Raw genomic sequence first — 12875 nt, 5'->3', positions numbered from 1 at the left:
GACAATTCTGTCAACGAAGGGTTTTCATTTTACTTGGCAATTTTTGCTGAGAATTGCCCCTCAGAGTCGTTCGACCGAGGGATGGCATCAGGTCCATTAAGACGAGACGTGGTCACAATTTGCATAAGATGTTGAATTGGATCAACGCGAGCGTCGTTCCAAAATCAAAGAGCCCATGTCTGTCGCGGAGGGCCGTGTTCGTGACGAAGATCCGGCTTCCGTTTCTAGTCAGTCAGACGGTTCAGATATTTGCAGGTGCTCGGAGAGCTCTCGCATTGGCTCGGCGTCCAATTCAACCGCGTCAAGAGGGGAAACTAAGCAGAAAGGTCTTCAGATTAGTCACAAACGGTGGCGTCGCCTTAGCGGATCGTGGCCGCGGAAGGCAGGCGGTTCCGAATTTCAGAGCACGGTCGACAATGCGATTTCACGCCAGGTGTTGACGGCGCTGGCGCGAAGCTTTCGGTGATCTGCGGCAGTGAGATGTTTCCGATGGAGATGAAGGAGCTTGGCGATCTGGCCCTGTGTCGAGGCGAAACATTGACATTGCCGCGCCGATTTGAAGCGCATCATCCGCCTCTCTCGTCGCCGCAGCGGAAGATGAGAATTTTCGGCGCGGTTGTTCAACCCCTCGTGCGATCGCTGCTCAACGCCGGGCATCAACCTGGCTTTCGCGGCAGCATGGGAGCGCAGCTTGTCGGTGACCATCAACCCTGGGCATGCCTCCCTGGCTTTCGAGCGGCTTGCGCATCAGCCGCAGCGCAGCGCTGTTGTTCCTACGGCGTTGTAAAAGCGCATCGAGAATAAAGCCTTCGGCGTCGACGGCACGCCACAGCCAGTATTTCCTGCCCTTGATCGACACGACGAGTTCATCAAGATGCCATTTGTCGACAAAGTTGCCGCGTGATCGCTGCCGGAGTTGATAAGCGAACGTGAGGCCAAATTTCATCACCCATTCCGACACTGTCTGAAACGATACTTCAATCCCGCGTTCGGCAAGCAGATCTTCGAGATCGCGAAGGCTCAGCGGAAACCGGTAATAAAGCCACACCGCATGGGCGATAATCTCGGCTGGAAAACGATGGCGGTGGTAACGGGTAAACGGTTCTTCGGTCATGCCGGTCGAATATCACCTCCATCAGCAAATGCCGTTAAGGCAACGCTAACGGTCAACAGCATGCTCGACACTAGGATGTGAGATTGGCCGGTACCGCCAATGAAAAGCACGTTCAAAACCATGTGAAGGACCTCGGTGTGTGATTGGTAGGATCAATGATTACCATTCATATCGCGAAAGTGCCCGATCACCCTCACGATGACTGCCACCATCAAAAATCGGGAAAGACTTCAGATCGGCCGCATGCCTGCAGCGCCTCTGCAGGTCAAAACGAAGCTACCAACGCAGACTGAATTTGCCGACCAGGCTTCCGACCAGCCCGCTCAGCAAGATGCCGAGCGTGTACCATATCGCGATGAATGGAATGCCGTTTTCGACACAGGCCCAGGAGTAGACCCAGCCGCCGACGCCCCCGGCGCAAGCGCCAGCAACGAAACCGGCAAGTGCCGGGCGCGTGGGGGCTGCACGCCTGAGAAACCACATGTTGGCACAGAAAGCAGGAATGCCGAACGCCACGATCAGGAACGGGCAAAAGAACGCCGAATATCCAATGATCAAACCCGGATAGGATGAGGCCGGCGACAGCGTGAGTTGAGCGACGGCCAGAAGCACGACGATGCTGAATGCCACGACCAGAACCAGAACCATACTCCTGATCGCCCCCCCGGGGCGCGCAACCCGGTCAAGGGCCACGATCGTCGCGCTCATCAAGACAGCAGTATATAAAAACTTCACCGAAAACGCCGCCACCGTCACGTGGTGCAGATGCGGGCGAAAGCTGAGCGATATCAGCAGCGCAACAGCCGCGCCGGTTACGCCGACAATAATTGTAAGCGCGAGCCTCACTCGCAGCGCATGATGGCGAACAGGAGTGAGATCACTTACTAGAGCGTCGATGAATTCATCATTTTTCGTCATTGGCAAAACCCAGCTTGCGTCCAATCGCGCGCATCCCTCGGTGAATGCTGACGCGAACCATTGCTTCAGACTGCCCGCTCTCGATCGCGGCTTCAGCGGTGCTCTTTCCGGCGATCTTTACCTGCCGCAGAAGCTCCCTCTGTTTGGCAGGCAATCGGTCGAGAAGGCGGTCGACGTCAAGGTGGGCAAACAGTGCTTCCTCTCGAAATTCAGCCGCGATCTCGTCTCCCAAAGCAATTTCGACGCCTCTTTTGCTGCCATTTATCCTGAAGTGGTCGATCAGCTTGTATTTCGCGATTTGGAAGAACCACGCGGTGAACGGCCGTTCCCGATCATAGGTAATGCGCCGGCTATGCACCGCCAAAAGCACCTCCTGGACCAGATCCTCGGCGTCACGGTCTGCATTCGGTCCAAGTCTCCTCCGATAAAATGCCAAAAGCAGATCTCGCAAAATGACGAGCAAACGCCTGTACGCAGCCTCATCGCCGTCAAGCGAGAGAAGCATCAAGCCTTTCAGGACCTGTTCCGATACCGATTTCGTCATTCGCGTGCAGTCATTCGTTGATCGGCGCTATTTGTTACACCCTGAACCGGATTTTTTGTCGCCCTTCCTGCGATCACAACGGCGTGATCGCTGTAACGCATTCGCACAAGCGCCGAATGAGGAGGCGGAATTGAGGGACGATCGGTTGTCGCTGGTAGGATGCCAGAGCCGCCTTGCCTCATTTCCAAAGCGATCGCCCTACCCGCTCCAGATAGCCGGGTGGGCATCATATCGAAAATATGCAAGATATGGAGAGCAGAATGTCGCTCACGAAGTTGAAGATCATGGGTATGGTGCTGGCGCTTGGTGCCGCGACCACACTATCCGCACAGGCTGCCGATAAGGCGCGCGTTCGGGGCGTCGTGGAAAGCCTCAGCGGCGATACGCTGATGGTCAAATCGCGCGAAGGCAAGGACGTGACGATCAAGCTGAAATCCGGCTGGGCCGTCAACGGCATCGTCAACGCCTCCGTGACAGACATCAAGCCTGGAGATTTCGTCGGCATCGCGTCCGTTCCGACCGACAGCGGCATCAACGGGGCGCTCGAGGTGCTGATCTTTCCGGCCGCGATGAAAGGCACCGGCGAGGGCGATTACGGCTGGGATCTGAAGCCGAAGAGCTCGATGACCAATGCGACGGTTGCCAGCGCCGTCACCTCGGTCAACGGCCCCACCCTGTCGCTCACCTATAAGGGCGGCGAGAAGAAGATCTCGATCCCGCCGGGCACGCCGGTCGTCACCTTCGGCAAAGCGACGAAGGACGACATCAAACCCGGCGCAGGAGTCATCATCAACGGCACGACCGATGGAGACAATACGGTTGAATCCGACCGTGTCGTGGTCGGCATAAACGGCGTCATCCCGCCAATGTGACGCATCCATGCCGACATCACGGGACTGCCCGGTTGCCGACGCAGCCGGGCAGCTCAATGAGCGGCGATAGCGTCGCAGCGTATGATTTCGGACACCGCCTTCCGGCGGCACGTCAGGAGAATTATCCATGGCAAGCATCGAGCAGATCGGCACCGCGCCGCCATCTCCCCCGGCCAAGATCTTCATTCGCCGTCATTCGGCTCTTACGCGGATAACGCACTGGATCAATGTGCTATGTCTGACCTTGCTGCTGATGAGCGGCATGCAGATCTTCAATGCCGATCCACAATTACATTGGGGAAACTACGGAGCAGTTGAAGATCCGTCGTGGTTCGAAATCGCCAGCAATCAGGATGGCGATAACATCATTGGAATAGTGCGCATCGGCCGTCTCTCGATGACCACCACCGGCATACTCGGTGCTTCCACGGCCGACGGCGAAATGATGCCGCGCGCATTCCCGGCCTGGGCGACGATACCCAGCTACCAGGATCTTGCGGCTGGCCGGCGTTGGCATTTCTTCTTCGCTTGGCTGTTTGTCATCAACGGGCTCGTTTACATGGCCTACGGCCTGATTGGCGGTCATTTCCGCCGCGATCTCGCGCCGACGGCTCGAGATATCGCACCGGGAAACATCTGGCATGAAATCAAAGATCATGCCCGGTTGCGCTTTCCGAAGGGCGAAAAAGCGCGGCGCTACAATGCGTTGCAGAAGCTGACCTATCTTATCGTTATCTTCATCCTGCTACCGCTGATGATCGGTTCGGGATTGACCATGTCACCCGCGATAGACGCCGGTTACCCCTTCCTGCTCGATATTTTCGGTGGTCGCCAATCGGCCCGCTCCATTCATTTCATCACCGCCTGGAGCCTGGTGGCCTTCGTCGTCGTGCATATCGCGATGGTCATTCTCTCCGGGCTTTGGAACAACATACGTTCGATGGTGACCGGCCGCTATGCTATCATCAACGAGGAGGCCGACCGATGAGCTCCATCTTCACTCGCCGCCGTTTTCTCATCGGCTCGGCTGCCAGTCTGGGCGCCGTGGGCCTGACCGGATGCGATGACATTTCTCAGAACCAGCACGTCCAGCAGGTGCTCGCTCTGGCTGAGCGGCTGACCATGGGCACACAGCGGCTCATAGTTTCGCCGCAGACGCTTGCCCGAGAATATACCGACGCGGACATTTCACCGAGCTTTCATCCGAATGGATCAATTCAGCCAAACAGCGCCGAATATATCCAGATGGCCGAAACGCAATTTGCCGACTGGCGGCTCAAGATCGACGGCATGGTCAACAGGCCGATGGAATTTTCGTTGGCCGATCTGAAGAAGCTGCCTTCTCGCACCCAGATCACCCGCCACGACTGTGTCGAAGGCTGGAGCGCCATCGGTAAATGGCAGGGTGTTCCTCTCGGGCTGATCCTGCAGACTGCTGGATTGAAGCCAGGCGCTCGCTACGCCGTCTTCTATTGTGCGGATGAGCTGGAACAAACGCTCGATGGCAGCGGCCGCTACTACGAGAGTATTGACCTGATCGACGCCTTTCATCCGCAGACAATCCTCGCCTATTCGCTTAACGGGAAGGATCTGGAAGTCGAACATGGCGCCCCCTTGCGCCTGCGCGTCGAGCGTCATCTTGGCTACAAACACGCCAAATACGTCATGCGCATCGAAATCCGCGACCGGTTCGATGATCTCTGGGGTGGTAATGGCGGGTTCTGGGAAGATCGTGGCTACGAATGGTATGCCGGTATTTGAGATGTTGTACCAGACATCAATAATTGGGCGCAGCGACAGTGGACGATATCAGTGGCATAGGCGTGCCTCAACCACGCAGTATTTAACCGAGGGCTCCAGCTTGGGGATCATCTCGTGTAGAACGTACACGAAGGGTTCTTCGAACAGTGGTCGGCTGAGAATTCGCTCGCCGGGCGCATGGTCGACCCTTATGGTGATATCGGCATCGCCAGCGTCGAGAAGAGCGATGGCGTCTCGATGCACGAAATTGTGCACCCGCAACACTACTCTGGAGTGAACCGTTCAGCATAGACCAGCTTCAGCCGCTCAAAAGATTGCCGCCGCTCTGAGCCCGATGCGCCGGTGATGCCAACCCTCGTAATTGGCGACGTGGTTATCATGATAAGCTGGCGGCGCACAAAACAGCAGGTTTTCGCGATGTTCTTGATGTCATCGCAAATGGTCCTCGCAAAACGGCGTCGCCGCCCGACTATGCTTCAGGAAAAGCCGGGCGACGAGGCTTAGCTCAGGCGCGAACAATGATCTTGCCGCGGGCGCGGCCCGATGCCTGCCGGGCGAAGCCGGCCGACGCATCGTTCAGATCGATCAACCGGTTGGTGAGGACTTGCATGCCGCCGACGACCTTATCGATCACGGTGGCAAGGCGGCCGGCATCCGAGGAGTGGGTTCACGTCATTCTCGATAACTACGCAACCCATCAGCAGCCAAAGGCCGCGCCCTGGTTGGAAAGGCATCTCCGATGGACCTTCCACTTCGTCCCGACATCGTGCTCGTGGCTAAACGCCGTCGGGAGATTCTTCGCAACGTTGACACGCCGACGTCTCGAGCATGGGGCGTTTCATTCCGTTGTCGACCTCCAGGCCGCCATCAAGCGCTTCATCAAAGAGCACAATGCCGAGCCGAAACCGTTCATCTGGAAGGCGGATCCAGACGAAATCATCGCCGCAGTCAACCGCGGGCACCAAACGTTGGCATCAATCCACTAGCGGTGGGCTGCGATATGGAAGGTTGCCAATCTGGTGGGTTCAACCTTGTTGCAAGTTTCATCATATTGTGACAATGTATATTTTGCCAATATATGAGCATAAAATATGCATCTTTGAGTTAACATTTATGCTCTCTCATGAATAGTACTTGTAATAATCACACAACGAGGGGAGTCTTTCATGGACAGGCATGATCAATCAGAAAATATCGGTCCGAGCCGGAGAGAATTTGTCGAAGGATGTGGAAAATATGCGGTCGTGGCACCGCCTGTTCTGACCTTCTTACTTTCAACCACACTGAGTTCGGGCGCGATCGCCAAATCCGGCCAAGGCAACAATGGCTACGGCAATGGCGGCGATGATGGCGTGCCGGGCAACTCCGGCAAGGAAGACAACGATCGCTGATCGATTTGCCCGGAACATGATATTGCTGCCGGGTAGGGACATTCTCATTGCGCAGTTGGGCGATGCTTTTGCCTTGCTCAACTGCCAAGAGCAGCGTTTATATGAAGTCGATAGTCTTGCGGCTTGGACCTGGCAGCATGTTTCAAATTGTGCCGCAGGTATAGGCTGGAACCAATTGTCGGCGCAATTTTCATCCGAATGCAAGCTGGCAAGGCCGGACGCCGAAGCCTTGCTCGATCGTTATGTCGGGCTCGGTATCCTTCGCGCGTGCCAGGGTTCGGCATCCATTTTCGCGGTTGCTCTGAATGGCTCCAGATGGATGATCGAGTGTCCCGATGTCTTATCCGCAGAATTGAAGCAGCTCTTTCGCGGCATCGCCATTCCAATGGAGCCCGGATGTAGGCATGAACATCTCGTCATCAGGCTCAATGCGGATCGATATGAGCTGACTGCGGCCGGCAAAAGCATAGGCGTGCTCGGTCGGGCGGAAATTATCCCGGCAATAAAAGCCTTTCTGACCGAGGCATTGCTGCAGACCGATTTCACGCTCGCGTTGCATGCGGCTCTTCTGCGGCTTGGAGACAGGCAATTGTTAATTGCCGGCGCCCCCGGAGCAGGCAAGACGACGCTCGCACTTGCCCTTTCGGCCGAGAATGGGGGCTCGCTGCTCGGCGATGATATCGTCATCGTTGACGAAAAGGGCGCGCTTCGAGGTATTCCGTTTCCGGCTGCCGTTAAAAGGGGAAGCTGGACGCTTTTGCAGACTTTCCAACCTGGAGTCACGTCATGCCCCACTTACGTTCGCTCCGACGGAAAAGAAGTCCGATTCATTCCCGGCGATATCGATAGCGACCATATTGCGCCGGCTCGCTCGACGACAATGATCTTTCTGCGTCAGAATGTTGCGCGGCGACAATCATTGTCGAAGATGTCGCCTCTTCTGGCCTTTCAAAGATTGCTCACTGAAGCGGCTGCGCCCACTCGCAGGCTGACGGATCAGGCGTTCGCCGCGCTGAGCAAGGCCGTCAACATCTCCGGCGTATATGAAATGGAGGTCGGCCCGCTCGGGCAAGCCGTCGAGATCATACGGGATCTTTGACGCTCTTCGAGGCGCGGGCTCTGAGAGCTTTCTGCCCCTTGCGCATAATGCGTCCGGGCAGTTCGCTCCATGGCCCTCGAAATCGCCAGCGGATCTGCAAAATGCGGATGCCCCAAGCGGTGCGGCCGACGGCCTGAACGGCGCCTCCCAGCAAGGGGTGATATTCCCTGGATCGCAGACCGTGATGCCACTTTATCCATGCTGGAATTGGCCTGTCTCGCACGATATCGGTTCCGAAAATCGAACGCAGCGCCAATATTTGTGTATCCAGCATTGCCCGGCCCAAGGAGTCCGAGAACAGGACATCCAGTTCATGCCAATCGATCCCTTCAGGCGCTTTTGCGAGCCGGTAAAGCTCGAAAAGATTTCGCAGGTCGATATGAAAAGCCCAAAGATGCCCGTCCTTCAGCATGTCGTGCACGATCCAGTGCTGGGCTTGAAGTGTCGGCGAAAGGATGCGCGCCTTTCCCGACCCGATGCGGATTTCCTCGGAATGTTTCGAAAGGCGCGTGTCCGAAGGCCAGTATTGCGGATATCTGCCGGGCGGATAATGCAGATCGACAGCCCCGACATCCTTGGATCTGCCCCAACCGAGGGCCTCGATCGGAAGATATCCAAGCTGAAGGAGGCACTTTTGCGCCAGTTCCTTTTCATTGTCGGCAACGGTGACGTCGATGTCGCGCGTGATGCGATCCGCGTACGTAAGCGCGAGGAGCGCTGTGCCTTTGTTGAGCGTCGGTACGATCCCTGCAACGTTCAACGCGACAACCAGCTCCTGCAGTTGCGCCAGCAACCGTGCATTTCTCACCTTATTGCAGCGGTGGATGAAACCCAGGAACGAAAGCACGTCTTCCGGCAGGAGATCTTGACGGTCGTTCGCCGATATGGCCGACCAAATTGCCGGCGTCAGCAAAATATTGTTCGCAAGTGCCAATACCGCGTCCCAATCGGTCACACCCGATGGATCTCCTCGTAAGCAAGATGCGAGCTGCATGAAGCTTAATGTGGTCGGTTTCATTTATATTGTTCTGACATTCAGCCATATATCCAATAATGGACGGGAATTTATCTATAAAGTTCCCGATTTCGTTGTAGCATACCTGTATAAATTAAGGAACAAACCATTCGCGTAAAATATAGGCGAAGTTACTTCCATCAAAGAGCGCTGGTGCACGGATCAAATTTCAACAGTTTCCGCCTATGCAACTGCGATTGAAAACAGCTTGATTGATCATCGATGCCACACGAACATAACGCCGCTCGCCGTCATCACATCGGCAAGGTGAAGTTCAATGTGACGAACCGGGCGGAGTATGATGCGGGTCTGCGTCAACGTAGCAGTCTGACCCTTTGGGTAACGTCGGACGCCGTTGAGGGTTGAGCAGCGCGACAAACTCGTCTTTCAGCGTTCTGGATGGAAGCACTGCTGAGCTCGCCGTCGGTCACCACAGTTTCTGCCGCATATCCTTGACGACGGGCTTCGATCCGAGACGCGATAGCCGCCGTAATTTCAGCGCGGTTTGCGAGATCGTGCGACTCCACGGATTTCTCGCCAAGTCCTAAGAGATTTGCTTTTATAGCTCTACGGCAAATCCGCCAAACTTGGTCCTGTCGAACAGAACCGCGTTGGCTGCGCACAGACGCCCGACGGGCAGCGTGCCCCGCAAAACCTATGGTCCTGCGCCAGCTGCGCTCTCAGGTCGTCGACATTCCGGAGACGTAGCTCCGTAGGCCAGGCAAGCACCGAATAGCAAAACCATGAACCTGCATCACATTTGCCAGATAACAATCCATTCTCGGAGGCAAAGACCGTCAAATCGACGGCCCAAGCGATTCCAACCGGCGATTTGCCGGTCCCCGCCAAATCTGTCTTTCACTATTCTGCCTAGGGCAGCGAAAGACAGGAGAAACAGATGCGCGGCGCAGATATTCTGGTTGAAATGCTCATCGGCTACGGCGTCGATACGATATTTGGTGTCCCTGGAGACACCAACGTGCCGCTCTATGAAGCGCTCCAGCACCGCGAAGACAGAATTCGACACGTGATGGCCCGCGATGAGCGCTCTGCCGGTTTCATGGCGGATGCTTACGGGCGGTTCACCAACAAGCCAGGCGTGTTCGAATGCCCGTCGGGCGCAGGCGCCATGTATTCCCTGCCGCCGGTGGCGGAATCGAACGGATCATCCGTGCCGGTAATCCTGCTGACCATCGACATTCCATTGCCGGGCGAAGGGCGCGGCGTCCTGACGGAACTGGACTGTGCAAAGCTGTTCGAACCGGTCACAAAACTGTCCGTGCAGGTTAAGACGCCGGAAAAGCTGCCCGAAATCATCCGCCGCGCCTTTCGCGTCGCCTGCTCTGGCAAACCCGGTGCCGTACATCTGCAGATTCCGGAGGACATGCTGCTGGCCGAGATAGACTTGGCGCGGATATCCCTACATGTCGAGGAGGAATGCCGAACATTCCCGGCCTATCCGACGCTGCCGCCGCGCACGAAACTCGAAGAGCTGCTGGAGCTCCTTTCCCGGGCCGAGCGGCCGCTGATCGTGGCGGGGGGTGGGGTGAACCGCGCCCGCGCAGGTGACGAGATCACACGGCTTGCCGAGAAATTCAACGTGCCGATGTGCACGACGATGACTGGCCAAGGCGCCATCGACGACGACCATCGTCTCGCGATCGGCGTCATCGGCGATAACGGATATCATCCCCATGCAAACTGGGCGCTCGAACATTCCGATTTCACTCTGTTCGCAGGCTCGCGCATCGGCTCGGTCGTCACCATCGGCTGGACCTTCCCGCGGATCACCCTCAACAGGCGGCTCGCCCAAATCGACATTTCACCCGAGATCATGGCAAACAACTACGAGAATCTGCTGTCCATTCAGGGAGATGCCCTGCTAGTCCTCAAGGAGTTGCTGCAGCTGAGAGCGGCCATCGAGCCCTCCCGGCACGAGGCTTGGGTCAGCGAACTCAACCGGCGCCGGCAAATCTTTTGGGAGCATGCGGAGGAGGCGCTTTCCGACGAACGCGTCCCGCTGCGACCCGAGCGCGCCGTGCGCGCTTTCAATCGGGCCCTGCAATCTTCCGGCAAACCTGCACTCATCTATTCCGATGCGGGAACGCCGACCCCCTACATGACGCGTTTCCTAAGGATCAATGATCGTGAAACGCGCTTTGCCATACCACGTGCCTTTGGTGGCCTCGGTTCGGCGCTTCCCGCCACAGTCGGGGCCTGGCAAGCCGATCCGTCCAAGAGGCCGATCGGTCTTTTCGGTGACGGATCGTTCGGCATGACGGTCGGCGAACTGGAAACGCTGGTGCGTTTGCAGGTGCCGGCGATCCTTATCCTTTTCAACAACGGGACATTCGGCTGGATCAAGGGCCTCCACCGGCTAAAAGGTCATAACCAGTGCTTCGGCGTGGATTTTCTGGCACCTCGCGGTCAGGCAATCGCGGAGGCCTATGGCCTCAAGGCATGGACAGCCAAAACACCTTCGGAACTCGATGGCGCGCTCGCAGCCGCCTTTGCCTACGACGACGGGCCGTGCTTCATCGACGTTCATGTCGAATCCATCGCAGACCGGGTACCTCCGGTCTACTCCTGGCTGTTGAAACGGGGAGAAGACCCCCTCGAACTGCAGCCGGTGGAGAAGGCCTATTTTTGATCTAACGGAAAAGCCGGGGGCAGGAATTGCCGCCGGCGGGTGAATTCAGTGGCGAACCAGTCGCGGAAGATCCGCACATTGGCCGAGTTCATCCGCGCCTGCGGGAAACAGAGATAAAAGCCCTCCCCCGATGTCTGAAGCCTGCTTAAAGCGGGCTTCAGAATTCCCGCGGCAAGTTCGGTGCGGACATGGAGCTCGGGAACGACTGCCAGCCCCATGCCGTTGATGGCGCATTCAAGGATCATATCGAAGTTCGGCAGGCGTGGACCGTAGATACGGCTCTTGTAGTGCACACCCGCACCCCGCAGCCAATGCAGCCACAAGCTCGGGCGACTGGAATTCTGGATCAACGGATATTCCAACAGGGCCTCGTCGCTTGGCAAGCCTTGCAACGGCACCAGTTTCGGCGCGCCAACCACGATCAGCTCTTCGTCGAAGAGCAACTGGCTGCGGGCGCCGCTCCAATTGCCTGTACCGCGCACAAACGCCAGATCCAGTTCGGACACCGCAAAATCGAGATCGTGGCGGCAAGGATAGACCTCGAACCATGTCTGGGGATGCGCGGCGGCAAAGGCGGTCAGCATCGCTGCGCCCCAGCGTCGCATCAGTGTCGGCGGAAAGCCGATCTTCAGCATGCTCTGCGCCTTTCGACCGCGGACGGCATCGATGGAGACATCTTCCAGCTTGTCGAGGAGGCGCGAAATCTCATCATAATAACGCGCGCCCTCTTCCGTCAGGATCAGTTTCGGGCCGGCTCGCTCGAACAGGGTAAGCCCAAGAAAATCCTCGAGGTTTTTTATCTGCCGGCTGATGCCGCTTTGCGTGATCCCAATGTCCTCGGCAGCCTTGGTAAAGCTCAGGTGACGCACGGAGGCATCGAATGCGTGCAGGGCGCTCAAGGATGGCAGAAAACGGCGCATGACGAAGCTCCTGTTGGTCAGCATGAATAAAAGTCATGAAGAACCCATTTTTCAATGCTTTTCTTTGGGAAAGTTTGAAAGCAGTCTTTCCACAAAAGAAAGTGGGAACGACATGGACTACGGCGACAGCATTGATCGCAATCTGCTCAGCATGCTGGAGGAAAATGCTCGCGTGCCGGCCAGTGAATTGGCACGACGTGTCGGCCTCGCACGCTCGAGTGTCCAGGAGCGCATCGAGCGACTGGAGCGCCGCGGCGTCATCCTTGGCTACCGCGCGATCGTGGGTCGCCGCGAGATCGATCAGAGCGTTTCAGCCTATATTTTCATCACCACCGCCCTGCGCGCTACGCAAAGGCTGTTTGCACTATTGCGCGGCTACCCAGAGATCTCTACCGCCGATGCGATCAGCGGCCCGGCCAACATTCTCTGCCGTGTGAACGTCAATTTTTTGGAAGATCTGGAAGCACTCATCGAAGAGCTTGCCCGGATCGAAGAAATCGAAAGCGTGACCTATTCGGTCGTGCTTTCCAACAAAATCAATCGCGAAAACGCATTGATCGCCCGCAAGGCGCAATAGGGAACGAACAATCA

The 12875-nt window shown here is 56.9% G+C and carries 11 protein-coding genes and 3 pseudogenes; 9 read left to right on the top strand and 5 right to left on the bottom strand.

Going from position 1 to position 12875, the window contains the following annotated elements:
* Window positions 1–399 precede the first annotated feature (399 nt).
* From RTCIAT899_RS23305 to RTCIAT899_RS32590, 3 genes and pseudogenes are all read right to left on the bottom strand, one after another.
* Window positions 400–1114 (bottom strand): annotated as a pseudogene (locus RTCIAT899_RS23305) (IS6 family transposase).
* A 276-nt stretch (window positions 1115–1390) separates the two neighbouring features.
* Entirely contained in the window at window positions 1391–2032 is a 642-nt protein-coding gene (locus tag RTCIAT899_RS32595; RefSeq protein ID WP_015342256.1) for an NrsF family protein, read from the bottom strand.
* Window positions 2019–2576 carry a sigma-70 family RNA polymerase sigma factor gene (locus RTCIAT899_RS32590; RefSeq protein ID WP_015342255.1) on the bottom strand — a complete coding sequence of 186 codons (558 nt, stop codon included), beginning with the start codon at window positions 2574–2576 and terminating at the stop codon, window positions 2019–2021. The genes RTCIAT899_RS32595 and RTCIAT899_RS32590 overlap by 14 nt, the downstream gene beginning before the upstream one ends.
* A gap of 260 nt (window positions 2577–2836) precedes the next feature.
* Here RTCIAT899_RS32590 and RTCIAT899_RS23290 point away from each other — a divergent pair, with 260 nt between their 5' ends.
* The 6 genes and pseudogenes from RTCIAT899_RS23290 to RTCIAT899_RS23260 all read left to right on the top strand — a co-directional run bounded on the left by RTCIAT899_RS23290 (window position 2837) and on the right by RTCIAT899_RS23260 (window position 7699).
* Window positions 2837–3448, top strand: coding sequence for a hypothetical protein (locus RTCIAT899_RS23290; RefSeq protein WP_015342254.1), 612 nt, complete (start codon window positions 2837–2839; stop codon window positions 3446–3448).
* 127 nt (window positions 3449–3575) lie between these two features.
* Window positions 3576–4436, top strand: coding sequence for a cytochrome b/b6 domain-containing protein (locus tag RTCIAT899_RS23285; RefSeq protein ID WP_015342253.1), 861 nt, complete (start codon window positions 3576–3578; stop codon window positions 4434–4436).
* The gene (locus RTCIAT899_RS23280) at window positions 4433–5209 is read left to right on the top strand and encodes a molybdopterin-binding protein (protein ID WP_015342252.1); all 777 of its coding nucleotides are present in this window, start codon (window positions 4433–4435) and stop codon (window positions 5207–5209) included. The genes RTCIAT899_RS23285 and RTCIAT899_RS23280 overlap by 4 nt, the downstream gene beginning before the upstream one ends.
* A 665-nt stretch (window positions 5210–5874) precedes the next feature.
* Window positions 5875–6195: pseudogene (locus RTCIAT899_RS23270) on the top strand (transposase); the annotation flags it as partial.
* Between the two features lie 180 nt (window positions 6196–6375).
* The gene (locus RTCIAT899_RS23265; RefSeq protein WP_041678118.1) at window positions 6376–6600 is read left to right on the top strand and encodes a hypothetical protein; all 225 of its coding nucleotides are present in this window, start codon (window positions 6376–6378) and stop codon (window positions 6598–6600) included.
* 175 nt (window positions 6601–6775) lie between these two features.
* On the top strand, window positions 6776–7699 hold the full coding sequence (locus tag RTCIAT899_RS23260) for a midas domain-containing protein (RefSeq protein ID WP_244441543.1): 924 nt from the start codon (window positions 6776–6778) through the stop codon (window positions 7697–7699).
* Here RTCIAT899_RS23260 and RTCIAT899_RS23255 read toward each other — a convergent pair.
* A complete protein-coding gene (locus tag RTCIAT899_RS23255) occupies window positions 7683–8654 on the bottom strand; it encodes a nucleotidyltransferase family protein (RefSeq protein WP_015342246.1) in 972 nt (323 codons plus the stop codon). The genes RTCIAT899_RS23260 and RTCIAT899_RS23255 overlap by 17 nt on opposite strands.
* Before the next feature lie 282 nt (window positions 8655–8936).
* Here RTCIAT899_RS23255 and RTCIAT899_RS33325 point away from each other — a divergent pair.
* Both RTCIAT899_RS33325 and RTCIAT899_RS23250 read left to right on the top strand, forming a co-directional pair.
* Window positions 8937–9077, top strand: a pseudogene (locus RTCIAT899_RS33325) (IS5/IS1182 family transposase); the annotation flags it as partial.
* 535 nt (window positions 9078–9612) lie between these two features.
* Entirely contained in the window at window positions 9613–11364 is a 1752-nt protein-coding gene (locus tag RTCIAT899_RS23250; RefSeq protein WP_015342244.1) for a thiamine pyrophosphate-binding protein, read from the top strand.
* Here the strand turns inward: RTCIAT899_RS23250 and RTCIAT899_RS23245 are convergent.
* The gene (locus RTCIAT899_RS23245) at window positions 11355–12284 is read right to left on the bottom strand and encodes a LysR substrate-binding domain-containing protein (RefSeq protein WP_041678338.1); all 930 of its coding nucleotides are present in this window, start codon (window positions 12282–12284) and stop codon (window positions 11355–11357) included. The genes RTCIAT899_RS23250 and RTCIAT899_RS23245 overlap by 10 nt on opposite strands.
* Here RTCIAT899_RS23245 and RTCIAT899_RS23240 point away from each other — a divergent pair.
* Window positions 12283–12861 carry an Lrp/AsnC family transcriptional regulator gene (locus tag RTCIAT899_RS23240; RefSeq protein ID WP_244441542.1) on the top strand — a complete coding sequence of 193 codons (579 nt, stop codon included), beginning with the start codon at window positions 12283–12285 and terminating at the stop codon, window positions 12859–12861. The two genes, RTCIAT899_RS23245 and RTCIAT899_RS23240, sit on opposite strands and share 2 nt — an antisense overlap.
* Window positions 12862–12875 lie beyond the last annotated feature (14 nt).

The sequence above is a fragment of the Rhizobium tropici CIAT 899 genome, from assembly GCF_000330885.1.
GTDB classification, from domain to species: Bacteria; Pseudomonadota; Alphaproteobacteria; order Rhizobiales; family Rhizobiaceae; genus Rhizobium; species Rhizobium tropici.
This window is presented reverse-complemented; position numbering and strand designations above follow the sequence as displayed.